General features: G+C 67.6%; 20 protein-coding genes and 1 riboswitch. Of the genes, 15 read left to right on the forward strand and 5 right to left on the reverse strand.

Annotated features, from left to right (window positions below; genetic code table 11):
• Positions 1 to 77: 77 nt before the first annotated feature.
• A complete protein-coding gene (locus WS87_RS18445; RefSeq protein WP_059692501.1) occupies positions 78 to 998 on the forward strand; it encodes a LysR family transcriptional regulator in 921 nt (306 codons plus the stop codon).
• Between the two features lie 159 nt (positions 999 to 1157).
• Here WS87_RS18445 and WS87_RS18450 read toward each other — a convergent pair whose 3' ends face one another.
• Positions 1158 to 1526 (reverse strand): hypothetical protein, encoded by a 369-nt coding sequence (locus WS87_RS18450; RefSeq protein WP_059818410.1) that lies wholly within the window; start codon positions 1524 to 1526, stop codon positions 1158 to 1160.
• Positions 1527 to 1547: 21 nt separating this feature from the next.
• Positions 1548 to 1904 (reverse strand): winged helix-turn-helix transcriptional regulator, encoded by a 357-nt coding sequence (locus WS87_RS18455; protein WP_059818409.1) that lies wholly within the window; start codon positions 1902 to 1904, stop codon positions 1548 to 1550.
• 137 nt (positions 1905 to 2041) lie between these two features.
• Between WS87_RS18455 and gstA the strand changes: the two genes are divergently transcribed.
• From gstA to WS87_RS18485, 6 genes are all read left to right on the forward strand, one after another.
• A complete protein-coding gene (gstA, locus tag WS87_RS18460; RefSeq protein WP_059818408.1) occupies positions 2042 to 2674 on the forward strand; it encodes a glutathione transferase GstA in 633 nt (210 codons plus the stop codon).
• Positions 2675 to 2758: 84 nt separating this feature from the next.
• Positions 2759 to 3139, forward strand: coding sequence for a hypothetical protein (locus tag WS87_RS18465; RefSeq protein ID WP_059818407.1), 381 nt, complete (start codon positions 2759 to 2761; stop codon positions 3137 to 3139).
• Between the two features lie 91 nt (positions 3140 to 3230).
• Positions 3231 to 4523 (forward strand): TolC family protein, encoded by a 1293-nt coding sequence (locus WS87_RS18470; RefSeq protein WP_059818406.1) that lies wholly within the window; start codon positions 3231 to 3233, stop codon positions 4521 to 4523.
• An 11-nt stretch (positions 4524 to 4534) separates the two neighbouring features.
• Positions 4535 to 6037 (forward strand): efflux RND transporter periplasmic adaptor subunit, encoded by a 1503-nt coding sequence (locus tag WS87_RS18475; protein WP_059818455.1) that lies wholly within the window; start codon positions 4535 to 4537, stop codon positions 6035 to 6037.
• A complete protein-coding gene (locus tag WS87_RS18480) occupies positions 6034 to 9240 on the forward strand; it encodes an efflux RND transporter permease subunit (protein ID WP_059818405.1) in 3207 nt (1068 codons plus the stop codon). The genes WS87_RS18475 and WS87_RS18480 overlap by 4 nt, the downstream gene beginning before the upstream one ends.
• A complete protein-coding gene (locus WS87_RS18485; RefSeq protein ID WP_059818404.1) occupies positions 9237 to 9605 on the forward strand; it encodes a copper-binding protein in 369 nt (122 codons plus the stop codon). The genes WS87_RS18480 and WS87_RS18485 overlap by 4 nt, the downstream gene beginning before the upstream one ends.
• A gap of 67 nt (positions 9606 to 9672) precedes the next feature.
• On the opposite strand, the gene WS87_RS18490 is transcribed toward WS87_RS18485, so the two are convergent.
• The 3 genes from WS87_RS18490 to WS87_RS18500 all read right to left on the reverse strand — a co-directional run bounded on the left by WS87_RS18490 (position 9673) and on the right by WS87_RS18500 (position 13148).
• On the reverse strand, positions 9673 to 10683 hold the full coding sequence (locus WS87_RS18490; protein WP_059818403.1) for a sodium:calcium antiporter: 1011 nt from the start codon (positions 10681 to 10683) through the stop codon (positions 9673 to 9675).
• A 91-nt stretch (positions 10684 to 10774) separates the two neighbouring features.
• Positions 10775 to 10950, reverse strand: a riboswitch (yybP-ykoY riboswitch).
• A 114-nt stretch (positions 10951 to 11064) separates the two neighbouring features.
• Positions 11065 to 12480, reverse strand: a complete 1416-nt coding sequence (locus tag WS87_RS18495) for a heavy metal sensor histidine kinase (protein WP_059818402.1) — start codon at positions 12478 to 12480, stop codon at positions 11065 to 11067.
• Positions 12477 to 13148, reverse strand: a complete 672-nt coding sequence (locus WS87_RS18500) for a heavy metal response regulator transcription factor (RefSeq protein WP_059533764.1) — start codon at positions 13146 to 13148, stop codon at positions 12477 to 12479. Before WS87_RS18500 ends, WS87_RS18495 begins: the two co-directional genes overlap by 4 nt.
• A gap of 266 nt (positions 13149 to 13414) precedes the next feature.
• On the opposite strand from WS87_RS18500, the gene WS87_RS18505 reads away from it, so the two are divergent.
• The 8 genes from WS87_RS18505 to WS87_RS18540 all read left to right on the forward strand — a co-directional run bounded on the left by WS87_RS18505 (position 13415) and on the right by WS87_RS18540 (position 20704).
• Positions 13415 to 13795, forward strand: a complete 381-nt coding sequence (locus WS87_RS18505; protein ID WP_059818401.1) for a hypothetical protein — start codon at positions 13415 to 13417, stop codon at positions 13793 to 13795.
• A gap of 88 nt (positions 13796 to 13883) precedes the next feature.
• On the forward strand, positions 13884 to 14177 hold the full coding sequence (locus tag WS87_RS18510; RefSeq protein ID WP_059818400.1) for a hypothetical protein: 294 nt from the start codon (positions 13884 to 13886) through the stop codon (positions 14175 to 14177).
• Positions 14174 to 15652, forward strand: coding sequence for a TolC family protein (locus tag WS87_RS18515; RefSeq protein ID WP_059818399.1), 1479 nt, complete (start codon positions 14174 to 14176; stop codon positions 15650 to 15652). Before WS87_RS18510 ends, WS87_RS18515 begins: the two co-directional genes overlap by 4 nt.
• Position 15653: 1 nt before the next feature.
• Entirely contained in the window at positions 15654 to 16949 is a 1296-nt protein-coding gene (locus WS87_RS18520; RefSeq protein WP_059818398.1) for a multicopper oxidase family protein, read from the forward strand.
• A 73-nt stretch (positions 16950 to 17022) separates the two neighbouring features.
• Positions 17023 to 17370: a copper-binding protein gene (locus WS87_RS18525; protein WP_059692489.1), complete on the forward strand. Its 348-nt coding sequence runs from the start codon at positions 17023 to 17025 to the stop codon at positions 17368 to 17370.
• 14 nt (positions 17371 to 17384) lie between these two features.
• Positions 17385 to 17765 carry a copper homeostasis periplasmic binding protein CopC gene (gene copC, locus WS87_RS18530; RefSeq protein WP_059533811.1) on the forward strand — a complete coding sequence of 127 codons (381 nt, stop codon included), beginning with the start codon at positions 17385 to 17387 and terminating at the stop codon, positions 17763 to 17765.
• Positions 17762 to 18703, forward strand: a complete 942-nt coding sequence (locus WS87_RS18535) for a copper resistance D family protein (RefSeq protein WP_059818397.1) — start codon at positions 17762 to 17764, stop codon at positions 18701 to 18703. Before copC ends, WS87_RS18535 begins: the two co-directional genes overlap by 4 nt.
• 189 nt (positions 18704 to 18892) lie before the next feature.
• The gene (locus WS87_RS18540) at positions 18893 to 20704 is read left to right on the forward strand and encodes an ExeM/NucH family extracellular endonuclease (protein WP_059818396.1); all 1812 of its coding nucleotides are present in this window, start codon (positions 18893 to 18895) and stop codon (positions 20702 to 20704) included.
• Positions 20705 to 21107 lie beyond the last annotated feature (403 nt).

Consider the following 21107-nt stretch of genomic DNA (forward strand, 5'->3'; position numbering starts at 1 on the left):
GTCCGGCAAGGTTCATCGGCGAAGACGGCCGGTGTCGCGCCGGCCCGACAACGCGCTCAGGCGCAGCGGCTCGAAGCATGTTTTCGAATACCACCGATCTCGATCTCCGGCTCATCCGGGTCTTTCTCGCCGTCGTCGACGCACGCGGCATCACGGCCGCAGAGGCCTCGCTCGGCGTGCGGCAGTCGACGATCAGCACGCAGCTGTCCGCGCTGGAAGCGCGCGTCGGTTTCAAGCTGTGCGATCGCGGCCGCGGCGGGTTTCGGCTGACGTCGAAGGGCGAACGTTTCGCGGCCACGGCACGCACGCTCGTCGCGGCGACGTCCGAGTTCGTCGCGCGCGTGCGCGACATCGACCGCAAGCTGGTCGGCACGCTGTCGATCGGCCTGATCGGGCAGGCGCCGCTCGTCGAGAACGCGCGCCTGGCCGATGCCATCGGCGCGTTCCGCAAGCGCGACCAGGCCGTCACGTTCTCGATGAAGGTCGCGTCGCCGCAGGAACTCGAGGAAAGCCTCGTCAACAACCAGCTCGATCTCGCGATCGGGTATTTCTGGCATCGCGTGCCGGGGCTCGACTACACGCCGTTGTTTACCGAGGAGCAGGTGATCTACTGCGGGCGCGGCCATCCGCTGTTTCATGCGTCACGGCCGGTGTCGGCCGACGACCTGCAGGCGCACGACTGGGTATGGCGCACCTATCCGGTGCCGGAGGAGCAGTATCCGCTGCCGGAGCGGCGCGTGACCGCGAGCGCGGACAGCATCGAGGCCGCGACGATCCTGATCCTGTCGGGCGGCCATCTCGGCTATCTGCCCGCGCATTACGCGGAGCCGTTCGAGCAGCGCGGGCTCGTGAAGGCCATCGGCCGCACGACCTTCAGTTTCGACGTGCCGCTGCATCTCGCGATGAAGCGCAGCGCGAGCGACAAGCCGATCGTCGACGCGTTCTGCGAGGATTTGCTGCGCGCGTTCAACATCAAGTCGATCGCGCTGGCCGCGTAGCGCGGGGCCTGCTCAGGCGTCGATGCGTTCGACGCGCGCCGTGACGGTGTCGTCGACGTTGAACGCGAGCAGCGGCGACGAAGCAGCTGGAATCGCGAAGCGCGTGTCATGAGCGAAGGGCGAACGCGTGAGATGCGGACGAGTGCCGGGCAGGCCGGCTTACGCGTTTGCGCTGTCGTCGCGATACCCGCTCTTGCCGTCGAAGATTTCCTTGAGCGCGGCACGCAGCACGACCGGATCGTGCTCGCCCGGCGCGAGATGAATCACGTAATGCGTGTTGCCGTCGAGCCGCGCGGCGGTGCGCTCGTCGAGTTCGACTTCGATCGTGTCGCCCGTGAGGCGCACCGTCAGATCCTTCACGTGCGCGGTGAGCTGGTCGAGCACCATCACCTCGATCGACGTTTCCTCCGGAAAGCGCAGCAGCGAGAAGCAATAGTTCTGCTCCGCGTCGTGGCAATAGATGTTCGCGCAGCTTTCGTCGTCGTCGATGTCGGACGTCGCCGCGCCGACGGTGGCGTGTAGTTCCATGATGTTTCTCTCGATGTGGGGTTATCGGGGCAGCGTGGTTTCCGTTTCGACCTCGCAATGCGCGTCGCGCGCCTTCAGCCACAGCCCGAATTCGCGCATGACCTCGACGACGGGCCGCAGCCGGTCGCCGTCCGCGGTCAGATCGTACTCGACGCGCACCGGCACTTCCGGATACACGGTGCGCCGCACGAAGCCGGCATCCTCGAGCGCGCGCAGATCGAGCGTCAGCATCCGCTGCGAGATGCCCGGCATGTCGCGGCGCAGGTCGCTGAAGCGCTTCGGCCCGTCGAGCAAGTACGACACGAGCAGCAGCCGCCAGCGGCCGCCGAGCAGGCGCATCGCCTCTTCCACGGAACATCCTGTCGCACTCGTTTTCATCCTGCTGAACCCTGGTCGGTAACTTTTTTGTGACTACGGCACAAACGACTGCCTTCTTCTCAGCGCCGCGCCGATGCGAGATATTAGCGCCCGCGTCGCGGCGAATCGATAGTCGAACCACCCAATCAAGGAAACGCATGAAGCTCTATCACGCTCCCGGCAGCTGTTCGCAGGCGATTCGCATCGTGCTGCACGAAGCGGACATCGACGTGCAGATCGTCACGGTCGACGCGCGCAAGCATCGGATCGAAGGCGGCCGCGACTATTACGACGTCAACGAACTCGGCTACGTGCCGCTGCTCGAACTCGACGACGGCACGATGCTGCGCGAAGGGCCGGTGATCGCGCAGTATCTCGCCGACCGGCGCCCCGAAGCGGGGCTCGCGCCCGCGTACGGCACGCTCGCGCGCTACCGGCTGATGGAATGGCTGAACTTCCTCGGCACCGAGATTCACAAGGGCTTCATCCCGCTGCTGTACGCGGTGCAGGCGGGGAAATACGTCGACCCGGCGCGGCAGAAGCTCGACAGCCGCTTCGCATGGATCGACCGGCAGCTCGACGGCAGGACCTTCGTCACGGGCGACACGTTCACGATCGCCGATGCGTACCTGTTCGCGCTGACGGGCTGGGGCAAGGCCGACTGGATGCGCTCGGTGTACAACGCGGACATCGACCTGAGCCAGTACGCGAACCTGCGCGCGTGGTACGAGCGGGTGCGGGCGCGGCCGGCCGTGCAGCAGGTGCTGGCCGCGGACGGCCCGGCACGCTAGTGCGTCGCCGGCAACTGCGGAGAGGGGGCGACGCCGCATACGTCGTCGCGCCACACCGCAGATCGCGGCGCTATAATCGCGGGCATGAAACTGCTTCGAACCTTCATCCTGCTGCTGCTCTGCGCGGTGCTGCCCATCAGCGGGCTGGCAGCGAGCGGTCTGACCGGTGAATGTCCGATGCAGTACACGATGTCGATGGACGCGAACGCGGGCATGGCCATGCCCACCGACATGAGCGACTGCGATTCGATGAAGGCGTCGCCCACCGACACCACGAAGGCCAAAGCGAAAGGCATGGCCTGCAAGGTGACCGCCCAGTGCCAGTTCGGCAGTCTCTATCACCCGGCCGCCCGCGCCGACGTCAGCCGTCCTGCTGCACTCGCCAGCACGATCGTCTTCCACTACACGCGGTCCGTTCCGATCCGCGACCCGAACGGGTTGTGGCGTCCACCCCGCATCAGCTGATCCCGATTTGACCGGTTCACCGCCGAGGCGGTGAGGTTCGTCCTGTGCTCAGGACGTGGAATCCATTCGGATTCCGATCTGGGGTTACACCATGTCATTCGATTTCTGCACGCCGCGCATGCGGCGTGCGTATCGGCGCGCGCCCGTATTGTGGGCCGCGCTGCTGACGGCGGGTGCCGTCCAGGCGCAGCAGTCGCCCGTCACGCTGGACGCCGCGCTGCAGTCCGCCACCGAACATTCCGCGTCGATGCAGGCCGCGCAGGCGTCAGTACACGCGCGGCTCGAAGCGGCCGCCCGGGCCGGCCAGTTGCCGGACCCGATGCTCAAGGCCGGCATCGACAACCTGCCGGTCAACGGCGGGCAGCGCTTCACCGTCGGCCAGGACTTCATGACGATGCGCCGCATCGGCATCGAGCAGGAATGGGTGTCCGCCGACAAGCGGCGACTGCGCTCGGCGCTGGCCGACGAGCAGGTCGGCCGCGAACGCGCGGACTATCTCGTGCAGCTTGCGACGGTGCGCCAGCGGACCGCGGCGGCCTGGCTCGATGCCGTCTACGCGAAGCAGGCGCTCGCGCTTCGACAGGCGCTGCTCGATCACATGCGGCATGAGCTCGATGCGACGCAGGCGTCGTATCGCGGCGCGAAGGCGAGCGCGGGCGAGGTCGTCCAGGCACGCGCGATGCTGGCGCAGACGCAGGATCAGGTGCTCGACGCGCGGCAGGCGTATCGCACCGCGCTCATCGCGCTCGGCCGCTGGACGGCCGTGCCCGTCGCGGACGTGACGGGCACGCCACCCGCGCCCGAATCCTTCGTGTCGTCGCTGCCGCCGGACGAACTGCGCGTGTCGCAACCGGCGCTCGTCGCCGCGGCGGACGACATCGCGGTCGCCGAGGCCGAAACCGCGGTGGCGAACAGCGAGCGCAGCCCGAACTGGACGTGGGAGATCGCGTACCAGCAGCGCGGCGGCGCGTATTCGAACATGGTGTCCGTCGGCGTCACGATCCCGTTGCCGCTCAACCGCAAGAACCGGCAGAACCGCGACGTCGCCGAAAAGGCCGCGCTCGCGACGAAGGCGCGCCTGATGTACGAGGACACGCTACGCCAGGTGCAGGCCGATATCCGCACGCAATCCGAAACGCTGGCCAGCGGCCGCGAACGCATCGCGAATTTGCGCGAAGCGCTGTTGCCCGCCGCCGAGCAGCGCGTGCAGCTCGCCACGGCCGCCTACCGTGCCGGCACCGGTTCGCTCGCCGATACGTTCGCTGCCCGGCGCGCGCAACTGGACGCGCGGTTGCAGGTGCTCGATCTCGATCGCGACGTGTCGCGAACCTGGGCGCAGCTCGAATATCAGGTTGTGCCGTCGGCGATGGTCGCCGCGCAGTGAAGGAGAACCTCATGACGAAGCAATCACTGGCGCGCGTGGCGACGCTGGCCGTTGCCGGCGCGGCGCTGCTCGGCGCGGGGTATGTCGCGGGCATGCGCCATGCAGCGGGCGGCGCGGGAACGACGGCGGCCATGCCCGATCCGCAGGCGGGACGCAAGGTGCTGTACTGGCACGATCCGATGGTGCCGAACCAGCATTTCGACAAGCCGGGGAAATCGCCGTTCATGGACATGCAGCTGCAGCCCGTCTATGCGGATGAAGCCGGTGGCGCACCGGGCATCCGGATCGATCCGGGCCTGCAGCAGAACCTCGGCATCCGCTATGCAGTCGTGCGCCGCCAGCAGACGGCGGACGGTTTCGATGCGGTGGGCACGACGCAATTCGACGAATCGCGCGCGGACGTCGTGCAGTCGCGCGTCACCGGCTACATCGACCGGCTTTACGCACGGACGCCGATGCAGCGCATCGAGAAGGGCGCGCCGATCGCATCGCTGTTCGTGCCGGAATGGCTTGCGCCGCAGGAGGAATATCTCGCGCTCAAGCGGGGCGGGATGGACGGCACGCTGCTCGACGCGTCCCGCGCACGGATGCGTGCGCTGTCGATACCCGACGCGATGATCGCCGCGCTCGATCGCACCGGCCGCGCACAGACGCACGTCGTGCTGAGCGCGCCGGAAACCGGCGTCGTCAGCGAGCTGAACGTGCGGGACGGCGCGATGGTCGCGCCGGGGCAGACGCTCGCGAAGATCGCCGGGCTGGCGACGCTCTGGCTCGTCGTCGAGGTGCCGGAAGCGCTCGCGCTGAACGTGCAGCCGGGAATGTCGGTCGACGCAACCTTCGCGGGCGACCCGGCACGGCATTTCACCGGCCGCATCCGCGAAGTGCTGCCCGGTATCAGCGCGGGCAGCCGCACGCTGCAGGCGCGCGTGGCGATCGACAACGCGGCGCTCGAGCTGACGCCCGGCATGCTGATGCGCGTACGCGTCGCGGCGCGCAAGACGGTGTCGCGCCTGCTGGTGCCGTCCGAATCGGTGATCGCGACCGGCACGCGCTCGATTGTCATCGTGAAGAGCGGCGACGGCCGTCTGCAGCCGGTGTCGGTGACGGTGGGCAACGACATCGGCGGCGACACGGAAGTGCTCGACGGGTTGCACGAAGGCGATACGGTGGTGGCATCAGGGCAGTTCCTGATCGATTCGGAAGCGAGCCTGAAAAGCGTGTTGCCGCGGCTGGCGCGCGCGGCCGGCGCCAGCGCGACGGCCGCGTCCACCGCCGCGACCCCTCCGGTGTACGAAACGATCGGCAAGGTCGAGAAGGTGACCGACGACGACATCACGTTCTCGCATCAGCCGGTGCCGGCGCTCGGCTGGGGCGCGATGACGATGGCGTTCGGCAAGCCGTCGGTGCACGCGTTCGCGGACGTGAAGGCCGGTCAGACCGTGCGTTTCGCGTTCGAGCAGACCGATGACGGTTATCGACTGACGAAGGTCGAGCCGCTGGGAGAAGCACGATGATCGCGCACATGATTCGCTGGTCCGTCCGCAATCGCTTCCTGGTGCTGCTCGCCACCGTGCTGATCGCGGCATGGGGCGTTCATTCGCTGCGGCAGACGCCGCTCGACGCGCTGCCCGACCTGTCGGACACGCAGGTGATCGTGAAGGCGTCGTATCCGGGCAAGGCGCCGCAGGTCGTCGAGGACCAGGTCACCTATCCGCTGACGACGACGCTGCTCGGCGTGCCGGGCGCGAAAACCGTTCGTGCGTACTCGTCGTTCGGCGACGCGTTCGTCTATGTGCTGTTCGATGACCATACCGACCCGTACTGGGCGCGTTCGCGCGTGCTCGAATACCTGAGCCAGGTGCAGAGCCGCCTGCCCGCCGGCGCGACCGTGTCGCTCGGGCCGGATGCGACCGGTGTCGGCTGGGTGTACGAGTACGCGCTGGTCGACCGCACCGGCCGTCACGACCTCGGGCAACTGCGTGCGCTCAACGACTGGTTCCTGAAGTTCGAGCTGAAAGCCGTGCCGGACGTATCGGAAGTGGCGAGCATCGGCGGCATGGTGCGCCAGTACCAGGTCGTGCTCGATCCGGACAGGCTGCGCGCGTACGGGATCACGCAGGCGGCGGTCGCGGACGCGCTCGGCAAGGCGAACCAGGCATCGGGCGGATCGGTCGTCGAGCTGGCCGAGTCGGAGTACATGGTGCGTTCGTCCGGCTACCTGCGCACGCTCGACGACTTCCGGCACGTGGTGCTGCGCACCGACGACGCCGGCACGCCGGTGCTGCTCGGCGACGTCGCGCGCATCCAGGTCGGCCCGGCGATGCGGCGCGGGATCGCGGAGCTGAACGGGCAGGGCGAGGTGACGGGCGGCGTCGTCGTGATGCGGTCGGGCAAGAACGCGCTGACGACGATCGATGCGGTGAAGGCGAAGCTTGCCGATCTGAAGCGTTCGCTGCCGCCCGGCGTCGACGTCGTCACGACCTACGACCGCTCGCAACTGATCGAGCGCGCGGTGGACAACCTCAGGGACAAGCTGATCGAGGAGTTCGTGATCGTCGGGATCGTCTGCGCGGTGTTCCTGTTCCACCTGCGCAGCGCGTTCGTCGCGATCCTGTCGCTGCCGCTCGGCGTGCTCGCCGCGTTCATCGTGATGCGCCATCAGGGCGTGAACGCGAACCTGATGTCGCTGGGCGGCATCGCGATCGCGATCGGCGCGATGATCGATGCGGCGATCGTGATGATCGAGAACGCGCACAAGCATCTCGAGGCGTACGACCATGCGCATCCCGGCGAGCCGATCACGGCCGCGCGCCGCTGGGAGCTGGTCGCGACATCGGCCGCGGAGGTCGGGCCGGCACTGTTCTTCTCGCTGCTGATCATCACGCTGTCGTTCATTCCGGTGTTCTCGCTCGAAGGGCAGGAAGGCAAGCTGTTCGCGCCGCTCGCGTTCACGAAGACCTACACGATCGCCGCCGCGGCCGGGTTGTCGGTGACGCTGGTGCCGGTGCTGATGGGGTATCTCGTGCGCGGCCGCATTCCGCCCGAGCACGCGAATCCGATCAACCGCGTGCTCATCCGCGTGTACCGGCCGCTGCTCGAAGCGACGCTGCGGCGCCCGTGGTTCGCGATCGGCGTCGCGATCGTCGCGCTGTTGCTGACCGTCGTGCCGTTGTCGCGGCTCGGCGGCGAGTTCATGCCGCCGCTCGACGAAGGCGACCTGCTGTACATGCCGACCGCGCTGCCGGGCATCTCGGCCGACAAGGCGAGTGAACTGCTGCAGCAGACCGACCGCTTGATCAAGACCGTGCCCGAGGTCGACACGGTGTTCGGCAAGTCGGGGCGCGCGGATACGGCGACGGATCCCGCGCCGCTCGAGATGTTCGAAACCACGATCCGCTTCAAGCCGCGCAGCGCATGGCGGCCGGGGATGACGCCGGAGAAACTCGTCGACGAACTCGACCGGACGGTGAAGGTGCCGGGCCTGTCGAACGTGTGGGTGCCGCCGATCCGCAACCGGCTCGACATGTTGTCCACCGGCATCAAGACGCCGGTCGGCGTGAAGATTTCCGGGCCGGACCTGACGGGAATCGACGCGATCGCGACGCAGGTCGAGGCGGCGGTGAAACGCGTGCCGGGCGTCACGTCCGCGCTCGCGGAACGGCTGAACGGCGGCCGCTACATCGACGTCGACGTCGACCGGCTCGCGGCCGCGCGCTACGGGCTGTCGGTGGCCGACGTCCAGGCGGTCGTGTCGTCGGCGGTGGGCGGCGAGGATGTCGGCGAAGTGATCGCGGGGCGCGAGCGCTTTCCGATCAACATCCGCTATCCGCGCGAGATCCGCGATTCGCTCGAGAACTTGCGGCAATTGCCGGTCGTCACCGCGCGCGGCGCGCAGATCCGCCTCGGCGACGTCGCGCGCATCGCGATCGCCGACGGGCCGCCGATGATCCGCAGCGAGAACGCGCGGCTGTCCGGCTACGTGTACGTCGACCTGCGCGGCACCGATCTGCGCACGGCGGTTCGCGCGATGCAGCAGGCGGTCGCGCAACGGGTCGCGTTGCCACCCGGCTATTCGATCGCGTGGTCGGGGCAGTTCGAGTATCTCGAACGCGCGGCGGCGACGCTGCGCGCCGTGGTGCCGCTGACGCTCGTCGTGATCTTCGTGCTGCTGTTCGTCACGTTCCGCTCGGCGACCGATGCGCTGCTGCTGATGTCGACGGTGCCGTTCGCGCTGGTCGGCGGCTTCTGGCTCGTCTGGGCGTTGGGCCATGCGGTGTCGGTCGCGACATCGGTGGGCTTCATCGCGCTGGCGGGCGTGGCCGCCGAGTTCGGCGTCGTGATGCTGCTGTACCTGAAGGGCGCGCTGCAGCGCCGCCTGGATGCCGGCGCGCCGCTGACCGATGCGGTGCTGCTCGACGCGATTCGCGAAGGCGCGGTGCTGCGCGTGCGGCCGAAGGCGATGACGGTCGCCGTCGTGCTGGCCGGCCTCGTGCCGATCATGGTCGGACACGGCGCCGGCTCCGAAGTGATGCAGCGTATCGCTGCGCCGATGGTCGGCGGCATGGTCACCGCGCCTTTGCTGTCGATGTTCGTCATTCCCGCCGCATGGCTTCTGCTTCAGCGCCGTCGCGCGCGAGGCGCGAGCCGTCAGCGGCATTCCGATGCAGTTCCTCACGGCATGAACGTGCCATCCACCCCAACCGGAGAATCTCGATGAAGATGAATCAATTGATCGCCAGCGCCGCCGCCGTTTTCGCCGCCGGCGCGTTCGCCATACCCGCATTGGCCGCGGGCGACATGTCGGGGATGGACATGTCCGGCATGAAGATGTCGGCAGGTGCCGCAGCCGAATCGAATGCCGTGCTGACCGATGCCGAGGTGAAGAAGATCGACCTCGCGAGCGGCAAGATCACGCTGAAGCACGGCGCGCTCGAGAACGTCGGGATGCCGCCGATGACGATGGCGTTCAAGGCGAAGGATGCGGCCATGCTCACCGAGGTTCACGCGGGCGACAAGGTGAAGGTCCGCATCGAGAAGGTCAACGGCACGCTGACGATCGTCAAGCTCGTGAAGGTGTCGTAAGCGCGGGAAGGCGGGCGGCATGGCCGCCCGCATCGAGCGTCGTCGGGCGACCGCCCGATCCGCGCCTTCAGCGCGTCAGCGTCACGAACAGATAGCCGACGTACCCGGCGCCGTTCGCCAGCAACGCCCAGATCGCGAGCCCGCGCGCACGCGCATTGACGCGCAGCCAGACCGCCGCCGCGAGCGTGATGACCACGCCGGTCAGCACTTCGGGGCGCGGTTCCCAAGGCGTCAGCATGATGCCGATCGCCGGCAGCAGCGTGCCCTGGAACACCATCGCGCCGGTGATGTTGCCGAACGCGAGCGTGTCCTTCTTGCGGCGAATCCACAGCACGCTGTTGACCTTTTCCGGCAATTCCGTCGCGATCGGCACGATGATCAGCGACAGCAGCAGCGCAGAAATTCCGAGCAGGTGCGACACGCCCTCGACGCCGTGAATGAAGCCCTTCGCACCGCCGACCAGCAACGCGACGCCGAGCGCGAGTTGCAGCGCGATGGTCGCCAGGTTGGTCGGCATCCCGATGCGCGACAGGAACATCGCATGCGGCGCCTCGGTGCCGTGCCCGGCATCGACGAGTTGCGTCGACGCGCGGAACGTCATCAAGACGTACATCACGTAGATGCCGACCAGCATCGCGGCGAGCAGCGCGCGGACCGCCCACACGTGATGCGGGACGAACATCGCGATGGTGGCGAGCGTGAAGGCGGCGATGAAGTAGTTCAGGTCGCGCACGAAGCCGGTGCGCTCGGGCGCGATCGTGCCGGTCAGCCCGCGTGAGCGGATCACGGCGAGCGTCATCAGGAAGGTCGTCAGCGTCGCGAGCATCAGCGGCGCGCCGAGAATCGCGCCGACGCCGATTTCCTCGTTCACGGCCGCGTTCGACGTGCCGCCCGCGAGCGCGAGCAACGGCACCATCGTTTCGGGCAGCGCGGTGCCGACGGCGGCGAACAGCGAACCGGTCACGCCTTCCGAAATCTTCAGCCGCTCGCCGAGATGTTCGAGCGCATTCGTGAAGAGTTCGGCGGCGACCAGGATGACGATCAGCATGAACGCCAGTTCGACGAGCATCAACGTCATGCGGCACCTCCGCAGGCAGGCACGCCGGCAGGGGCGGAACGGACGCAGCGAACGAAATGCTGGGGGAAGGCTGGAAGGAACATGGGGACTCCGTGGTCGGACGTGGACGAACCATGACGCATCTGCCGACGTCCGACCAGGAACGACGCGATGCGTCGATGGTCTCGCCAGACCGATTCGGCCGAATGCGCCACGGCCGCAGGCCGAGTGTGTTGACGCGTTCGCTTTCCGGGGATGGAAAGCAGGCTACTCCCCAAAGACGAGGGCCAGTCTAGCCGAGCCGGCCGCTTTCGGCAAGCGCGCGGTCAAGCCGCGTCGTGACGGATGCCCGTGCAGTGTGGGAAGCAATCGGCATGCGCGCGCGGCGGCATCGTCCGCATGTCACGAAACGCGGGCCGGGAAGTGCAGCGCGAAGGTCGTCCGTCCGTCGCGGCTCGCGACCTCGACCTTGCCGCGATGCAGTTCGACGATCGACTTGACGATCGCGAGCCCGAGCCCGGTGTTGCGCGCCGCGCCGTGCCGCGACGAATCGATCCGGTAAAAGCGCTCGAAGATCCGCTCGATCTGTTCGGGCGGAATCGCGACGCCGCGGTTCGTGACTTCGACGACCGCGTAGCCGGGCCGGGTCGATACGGCCAGCTCGATCGTCGATCCGGCTTCCGCGTGTTCGAGCGCGTTCGAGACGAGGTTGCTGACGGCGCGCCGGAACAGCGTCGCGTCCGCGACGACCGGCGCGGCGCCGTGCACGTCGAGACGCACGCCGGTCTCGTCGGCCAGCGCCTGGAAATACGACGCGAGCCGGCGCAATTCGTTGCCCGCGTCGAGTTCGACCGTCTTCAGATGCTGTTGCGCATTGTCCGTGCGCGCGAGAAACAGCATGTTCTCGATCATCCGCTGAAGCCGTTCGCATTCCTCGATATTCGAATCGATCAGCGCTTCGTATTCCTCGGTGGTGCGGGCACGCGACAGCGTGACCTGCGACGAACTGATCACGTTCGCGAGCGGCGTGCGCATGTCGTGCGCGAGATCGGACGAAAACTGCGACAGCCGCACGAACGCGCGCTCGAGCCGGTCGAGCATCCGGTTGACCGACGTGGCGAGCTCGCGCAGCTCGATCGGGCCGCCGCGTGCATCGAGGCGCGCGGTCAGGTTGTGCGCCTCTATGCGCGACGTCTGCCGGCCGAGGCTCTCGACCGGACGCAGGCCACGGGACGCGACCGCGTACCCGAGCGCGCCGACCAGCAGCGCGCCGAGCGCGGCCGCGAGCCAGATGTCGACGCGATAGCTTTCCAGCAGCGACTGGCGATCCGCCGCCGTGCGCGCCAGCGCGATCTGAACGGTTTCGCCCGACGGCAGCGTGGCGCGCGCACGGACGCAGCGCGACGTGCCGATGCCGGGCGGCGAGCACGTGAACGGGCTGGCCGCCGCGCCCGCTGCACCGGCCGGCTGCGGCCGCGCGATCACCGACGCGAGCGTGTGGCCGGCTTCGTCGGTGTGTTCGACGAGCGGATGGTTCGCGCCGTCGTAGATGCCGAGATAGACGCCCGGATGCGAAAGCAGCACTTCATGGAAGACGGCTGGATCGGCGCGCAACGCGGCGGTCGAGCCGCTTGCCCGCGCGAGCTGCAGGAACTGGTTGAGCTTGCCGGCGATCTCGATGTCGTCGCGCCGGGTCAACTCGGCGGACAGTGAGCGATACAGATATGCGCCGGTCAGCGCGAACACGAGCGCGGCCACGACCGCGAACGCGAGCGTCAGGCGCCGGAGCAGCGAATAGGGCGCGGGGCCGCTTGTCACGCGCGATCCTCGAGCACGTAGCCCATCCCGCGGATCGTGTGGATCAGCTTCTTCTCGTACGCGTTGTCGATCTTCGCGCGCAGGCGCTTGATCGCCGCATCGACGACGTTCGTGTCGCTGTCGAAATTCATGTCCCAGATCTGCGACGTGATGAAGGTGCGCGTCAGCACCTCGCCCTCGCGTTCCGCGAGCAGCTGCAGCAGCGCGAACTCCTGCGCGGTCAGGTCGATGCGGGCGTCGGCGCGCCGCACGCGGCGTTTGATCAGGTCGACTTCGAGATCGGCGATTTGCAGGATTTCGCGGGAATTGCGCGGCACGCGCCGCAGCAGCGAACGGATGCGGGCGAGGAACTCCGCGTACGCGAACGGTTTCAGCAGGTAATCGTCGGCGCCCAGTTCGAGCCCCGTGACCTTGTCCTCGACCGCCTCCCGGGCCGTCAGCAGCAGCACCGGCGTCTGCTTCTGCGCGCGCAACCGCCGCAGCACCTCGAAGCCGTCCAGTTCCGGCAGCATCACGTCGAGCACGACGAGATCGAAATCCTCGTGCAGCGCGAGGAACAGCCCGTCCTGACCGTTCTCGGCCACGTCGACCGTGTAGCTCGCCTCCGTCAGCCCCTTGCGGAGGTACGACGCCATCTTGGGTTCGTCTTCGACTATCAGTATCCGCATGGTGGAGCAGGCCGTTCGTGATTCCAGCCGGTCAGTGTAACGCGTGAGCTTACGGCGCAGCGCGTGCGCGAAAGATGACCGCCGGATGACGGAATTGTCATGAAGCGTGCGTGCGATGCGTCGCCGTACTTCATGAAAATTCGGTCATGTTTCGGCCATGTCGTCGTCACGCCGGCGGCGATAAGCTGCGGCCGTCTTGTATCCGGAGCGCGTCGTCGCGGCGCCGCTCCCGTTCATCCGGTCACTGTCTGCCTGATTCCGCATCCATGTCGTACTGGCGCAAATTCATCCTCGTCGTGCTGCTGGCGTTGTGCGTGCCGATCCAGTCGTTCGCGACCGTGTCGACGCCATGCGCGGGCGCTGCCGCTGCCGCACCGCATGCGGGGCCCGGCGTCGATGCCCAGGCCGCGTCGCATGCGATGCCGAGCGCGCACGGCGAGTGGCATGAGCACGGCGATCACGCACGGGATGCGACGTCTTGTTCCGCCTGCGGATCCTGCTGTGTCGGCTCGGGCATGGCGGAGGCGCCTGCCGTGTCCGTTACGTCGGACGTCGGCCTCGCGATCGTCTCGTCCGCACCGTCGACGGTCGTCGTGTCGTTTTTGACCGGCGGCATCGACCGGCCGCCACGCCGGATTCCCGTCTAATCCGTGCCCGCGGCCGACCGGCCGCGATCCGCAAACCGTGCCGGCGAACGCGCGACGTCCGCCACACGACTCACGACGAGAAACATCCATGCGATTGATTACTGCGGCGCTGCTTGGCGCGGCGGCGCTCGTGCCGTCGCTCGCGCCCGCGCAAACCGCCTTTCCCGATCCGGCCGACGCGGCCGCGTCGGTGCCGGACGTCACGGTGACGTCCGCGTTCGACGGCTACGTGCCGTATCGGGACGACGCAGGCCCGGGCTGGAAGCAACTGAACCGGGACGTGATGGCGCGGCCCGCGAAGGGAAACACCACCGGACACGCGAAACCCGGACATGCGGCGGGCGGCTCGGCCCGTTCGATGCACGGAGGGGCCGCGCAATGACGAGACTTGCGATTTCACCGCGAATCGGCGCGACCGTGCTCGTGCTGGCATTCCTCGCCGGCTGCACGACGTTCTCGAAGGACGGCGGCTTCGACGCCGTGTCGTCCGTCGCATCGGAGCGCATCGGGAAGGACGCCGTCATCGTCAGGACCGACGCCGACCGCGCAGCCGTCGACAAGCGGACAAAGGAACTGCTCGAGAAACCGCTGTCGATGGACGACGCGGTGCAGCTCGCGCTGCTGAACAACCGTGGCCTGCAGGCGTCGTACGCGGAACTCGGGCTGTCGGAGGCCGATCTCGTGCAGGCCGGCCGGCTGCCGAACCCGCGCTTTTCGTTCAGCCGCACGCGGGCCGGCGACGGCGAACTGAGCCTCGGCCGCACGTTCTCGGCCAACGTGTTCGCGCTGCTGACGCTGCCGCTCGCGACGAACATCGAACGCCGCCGCTTCGAGCAGACCCGGCTCGAAACCGCCGACGCGATGCTGAAGGTCGCGGCCGACGCGCGCCGCGCGTATGTCGAAGCCGTCGCCGCCGAACAGGCCGCGAATTATGCGCGACAGGTCCGCGACGCCGCGAGCGCCGGCGCCGAGCTCGCGCAGCGCATGCGCCAGGCCGGCAACTTCAGCCGGCTCGACTATGCACGCGAGCAGGCATTCCATGCGGATGCCGTCGCGCAGCAGGCGAAGGCGCAGCAGCAGGCCGTGGCCGCGCGCGAGAAGCTCACGCGCGCGATGGGGCTGTGGGGCGAGCGCACGCGGTATGCGCTGCCCGAGCGCTTGCCCGACCTGCCGAAGGCACGCCCCGATCTGCCCGATCTCGAACGCTTTGCGATGAGCAACCGCCTCGACATCCAGGCCGCGAAGCTGCAGACGCAGGGCGTCGCGTCGTCGCTCGGGCTCAGCAAGGCGACGCGCTTCGTCAACGCGGTCGATCTCGGCTACGTGAACAACTACGAGACCGGCAAGGGGCACGAGCACGGCTACGAGATCAGCGTCGAGATTCCGCTGTTCGACTGGGGCGGCGCGAAGGTCGCGCGGGCCGAGGCCGTCTACATGCAGTCGGCGAACCGGCTCGCGCAGACGGCGATCGACGCGCGCTCGGACGTGCGCGAATCGTACGCGGCGTACACGACGAGCTACGACGTCGCGAAGCACTATCGCGACGAAGTCGTGCCGCTGCGCAAGACGATCTCGGACGAACTGCTGCTGCGCTACAACGGGATGCTCGCGAGCGTGTTCGAGCTGCTGAGCGATGCGCGCGAACAGGTCGGCGCGGTCAACGGCTACATCGACGCGCTGAAGGATTACTGGCTCGCCGAAACCGATCTGCAGGCGGCCGTCGGCGGCCGGCTGCCGACCGCGCAGCCGACGCCGCGCGCGGACGCGCCCGCTGCACCCACGACCGACGCTGCGCCGCAGCCGGCTTCTTCACCCGTGGCGCAACCGGCGCCCGCAACGCATCCGGAAGGTTATTGACATGGTGTCACGTCGACAATTTCTCAGCGGCTCGGGCGCCGCGCTGCTCGGTGCGGCGATGGTCAGCAAGGCCGGCGCGGCGTCGCTGCCCGACGCGCCCACGATGGCGAAGGCCGGCACGCAGCCCCCGCTCGTGCCGCCCAACGGCCGCCCGTACACGCCCGTCGCGACGCTGAACGGTTGGACGCTGCCGTGGCGAATGAAGAACGGCTGGAAGGAATTCCACCTGACGGCCGAGCCCGTCGTGCGCGAGATGGCGCCCGGGATGAACGCGAACCTGTGGGGCTACAACGGCCAGTCGCCGGGCCCGACGATCGAGGCCGTCGAAGGCGACAAGGTCCGGATCTTCGTGACGAACCGGTTGCCCGAGCACACGACGATCCATTGGCACGGGCTGCGGCTGCCCAACGGGATGGACGGCGTCGGCGGCCTCACGCAGCCGCACATTCCGCCCGGCAAGACCTTCGTCTACGAGTTCCAGCTGGAGGCGCACGGCACGTTCATGTATCACCCGCACGCCGACGAGATGGTGCAGATGGCGATGGGGATGATGGGCATGTTCATCGTGCATCCGAAGGATCGCGCGACGATGCCGGTCGATCGCGACTTCGTCTTTCTGCTCGCCGCGTACGACATCGATCCGGGCAGCTACACACCGCGCGTGAACGAGATGACGGACTTCAACATGTGGACGTTCAACTCGCGCGTGTTCCCGGGCATCGACCCGCTGCCGGTGCGGGCGGGCGACCGCGTGCGGATTCGTTTCGGCAACCTGACGATGACGAACCATCCGATCCACCTGCACGGCTACAGCTTCGAGGTGGCCGGCACCGACGGCGGCTGGATTCCGCCGGCGGCGCGCTGGCCGGAGGTGACGGCCGATGTCGCGGTCGGCCAGATGCGCGCGATCGAGTTCGCCGCCGATCGTCCGGGCGACTGGGCGTTCCATTGCCACAAGTCGCATCACACGATGAATGCGATGGGTCATCAGGTGCCGAACCTGATCGGCGTGCCGCAGAAGGATCTCGCGAAGAAGATTGGCAAGCTCGTGCCCGACTACATGGCGATGGGCAGCACGGGCGGCGCGATGGGCGGCATGGAAATGCCGCTGCCCGACAACACGCTGCCGATGATGACGGGCACCGGCCCGTTCGGGCCGCTGGAGATGGGCGGCATGTTCACGGTGCTGAAGGTCCGGCAGGGCCTCGGCCGCAACGATTATCGCGATCCGGGCTGGTTCCGGCATCCGAAGGGCACCGTCGCTTACGAATACACCGGCGAATTGCCGGACGGTTGAGCCGCGGGAAGCATGCGGCGGCCGTGATGACGCGGCCGCCGGTTTTCGTTTCATTCACTCAGGAGCACGCACGATGAAGAAGGAACTGGTTTCGATTGCAACGGGTTGCATGCTGGCGTTTTCCGCCGCGTCGTACGCGGCCGGCGACATGGCCGGCATGGACATGAGCGGCGGCGCGATGCAGGGCGCCGCCGCGAAGCACGAGATGTCGCACGGAGAGATCCGCAAGATCGACACGGGCGCCGGCAAGCTGACGATCAAGCATGGCCCGCTGGACAACCTCGGGATGGACGCGATGACGATGGCGTTCAAGGTGAAGGACCCGGCGATGCTGTCGCAGGTGAAGGTGGGCGACAAGGTCGACTTCGTCGCCGAGGACGTGGGCGGCGCGTTGACCGTCGTCGAGCTGAAGAAGCCGTGACGCCGGGCATGACCATGAAGATCACCCCCCTCGGGCGGCTGGCCGCCCTCGCCGCGGCCGGCGCGATCGCCGCCGCCGTGCCGGCCGCGGCATTCGCGCACGGCAAGCTGGAAAGCGCCGCACCGGCGACGGGCAGCGCGGTCGACACCGCGCCCGACACGTTGCGGCTGACGTTCAACGAAGACCTCGAACCGGCGTTCAGCTCGGTGAAGGTGTCGGACGCGAACGGCAATGCCGTCGCGCACGAAAAGGCGAAAGTCGATGCGTCGAACCCGCGCGTGATGACCGTCGCGATACCCAAGCTTGCGCCCGGCGCGTACACGGTGCAGTGGGTGGCGATGACGGCCGACGCGCATCGCACCAAGGGCGCCTATTCGTTCAGGGTGAAGGGGTGAACGAGGGCTTCGTCGGCCTTTTGAGGCTCGTGTCGGTGGCGATCCAGAACACCGGGTTCGCCGTCATCGTCGGTGCGTTGCTCGGCAGCCACTGGCTCGCGCGCGGCGAGTCGGTGTGGCAGCGCGGCATCACGCGGCGTCTCGTCGCGACGCTGCGCATCGCGTCCAGCGTGTCGCTGCTCGCGAGCGTCACCGCGTTCTGGGCGCACTGCGCGCTGATGAGCGACGTGTCGATGCTGGACGCCGGGCCGGCCGTGCGCGCGATGCTCGCCGGCACCGGCTTCGGCCACGCGTGGCTGGCCGGCGCGGTGTTCACGGCGGTCGTCGTGCTGCTGTCGTTGTTCCGGCGTGCGAACGATACGCGCTTTCCGTTCGCGATGTGGGCCGCGCTCGCGGGCGTCGCACTCGCGCGCAGCAACGGCGGGCATCCGGTCGACGCGGGCCTGTTCAGCGTGCCGGTGTGGGTCGACTGGCTGCATCTGCTGGCGATCAGCGCGTGGGTCGGGCTTGTGTTCGTGACGGCGTTCGGCGTGATGCCGCGTCTTGCCCGCATGCCCGCGAGCGAACGCACGACCGGCGCATCGTTCGTGCAGTCGCTGTCCGATGCGTCGACGTATGCGTTGATCGTGCTGTTCGCGACCGGCGCTTACAACGGCTGGCGCGGTGTCGATACGCCCGCGAACCTGCTCGGGTCGACGTACGGACAGATCTTGCTGTTCAAGCTCGCGCTCGTGCTGATCGCGGCGGCGCTCGGCGGACACAACCGGTTCTTCGAGATGCCGAAGCTGCTGGCCGCGCTGAAGGATCCGGCGGCCGCGACGCCGGCCGGCCTGTTGCGACGGTTCGGTGCGGTGTTGCGGATCGAGGCGGTCGTGCTGGCCGGCGTGCTGATGGTGGCCGCCGTGCTCGTGTCGAGCGCGTTGCCGGGGACGGTTTAGCGCCACGGTCGGCAGGCGACGCCGGTAACGGGAAATCGTCGGAACAGCGGCGGTTTTGATCAGACGATTTCCCGCTTTCCGACCGGGGTAGCAAAGCTGGATGATTACATCCATCTGTCTTTTGGTTACTAAAAACTGTCGCCGAGCGCCGCTAAGCTTTCGCCACCCTCACAACCGGGATTCCCCGTCATGCGCTCGACAATCCGCCTGTTTGCCCCGCTATTGCTGCTGCCCACGCTTGCCGCGCCCGTCTTCGCCGCCACCGCCGCGCCCGTCAGTCCGAACTGCGGCGGCAGCACGACGCCGATCGCCGACATCCAGGGGCCGGGCGCGCCGTCGCCGCTCGCCAGCCAGAACGTGTCGATCGAAGCGGTCGTCACCGCCGATTTCGGCGGCACGGACGGCTTCGGCGGCTTCTTCGTCCAGCAGGCCGACGCGCAGCGCCGCAACCAGCCGGGCGTCTCCGAAGGCCTGTTCGTCTATGCGCCGAAAGTGCGCGCGAAAGCCGGCGATCTCGTGCACGTGACCGGCAAGGTCGAGGAAAAATACGGGCAGACGCAGCTCACGCTGTCGGGCGCGATCGCGGTGTGCGCGAACGGCCAGACGGTCACGCCGGCCACGCTCACGCTGCCGGTCGACAACCCGAACGCGTTCGCCGCATATGAAGGCATGCGCGTGCGCCTGCCGCAGACGCTCACCGTCACCGACAACTACGAACTCGGCCGCTACGGCAGCGTGATGCTGAGCAACGGCCGCCTGCGCACGCCGACGAGCGTGGTGCCGCCGTCGCAGGCGCAGACGCAGATCGATGCGAACGCACGCAACCGGCTGATCCTCGACGACGGCTCGAACAAGCAGAACCCGGCGGCCGTGCCGTATCCTGCACCGGAACTGTCGGCCGCGAACACGCTGCGCTCGGGCTACACCGTGCGCGACGTCGAAGGCGTGCTCGAGGTGCGCTACGGCGCGTGGCGCGTGCAGCCGCTGCCCGGCGCGGCCACGCCGACGTTCGACACGCGTTCGAACCCGCGCACCAACGCGCCGGCGCGCGATCCGAAATCGAACCTGCGCGTCGCGTCGTTCAACGTCCTCAACTACTTCAACGGCAACGGTCTCGGCGGCGGCTTCGACGATCCGAACAACCGCGGCGCGAAGACCTATCAGGAATTCCAGCGTCAGGAAGCGAAGATCGTCAGCGCGCTGAAGGCGCTCGACGCCGACGTGATCGGCCTGATGGAAATCCAGAACAACGGCTACGGCGAACTGAGCGCGGTGCGCCAGCTCGCGGCGAAGCTCGGCAGCCACTGGCGCGTCGTCGATCCGGGCACGTCGCGCCTCGGCGGCGACGCGATCGCGGTCGCGATGATCTACGACAGCCGCGCGGTCGAACCCGTCGGCCGCGCGTCGACGCTCGCGATCGACGACAAGAACCGCCAGCCGCTCGCGCAGTCGTTCCGCCGGATCGGCGGCAAGCAGGCGCTGACGATCGCGGTCAACCACCTGAAGTCGAAGAACTGCCCGGACGCGGCGAACGACGACCGCGACCAGGGCGACGGCCAGGGCTGCTGGAATCCGACGCGCACGCGCGCGGCCGCGAAGCTGGCCGACTGGCTCGCCGGCACGCCGACGGGCATCGCGGGGCAGGGCACGCTGCTGATCGGCGACTTCAACAGCTACACGTATGAAGACCCGATCCGCCTGCTCGAATCGCGCGGCTACCGCAACCTCGTGTCGCGCTGGATCGGCGCCAATGCGTACAGCTACGTGTACAACGGCGAAGCCGGCTACCTCGATCACGCGCTTGCATCGCTGCCGCTCGCGTCGCACGTGAAGGCCGTGCACGAATGGCACATCAACGCAGACGAGCCGCTCGCGCTGCAGTACACGCTCGCGTACAAGTCGGCCGAGCAGCAGAAAACCTTCTACGCGCCGGATGCGTATCGTTCGTCGGACCACGATCCGGTGCTGATCGATATCGCGTTGCCGGGCGGTGGGCGCTGATCGCTGAATCGAGTATCTGAAGTACGGCGTGCGGGCGGCGGTTGCGCCGCTCGCGCTGTCATGCGATCCGGAATGAGCGGCGCGAATGACGGCTTCTTCATCGCGAATGCCTGCGCATGACGCATCAATGCCGTTTGGCGCACTCCATAGTTTCATTCCGGTATCGGGTAAATAATTCCGTTGTGTTTCCGCGAAATAATCGACATCGGTATTTTATGGACGATGCCGGTTTTTATTCAATGAATCTCACTAATTGATTCAGGATAATTAAAATGAAAGAAAAATCCTGTCGATTTGAAGGGGATCAATGCGCACTTTCGAATTCCGGCAAGGACGATACGACACGCGAAAACACCGCCGAATTCCGATAAAAACGCCTCGTATAACGACCTAAACGCGAACA

It is taken from the genome of Burkholderia sp. MSMB0856, assembly GCF_001524645.2.
In the GTDB taxonomy this organism is placed as follows: Bacteria; Pseudomonadota; Gammaproteobacteria; order Burkholderiales; family Burkholderiaceae; genus Burkholderia; species Burkholderia diffusa.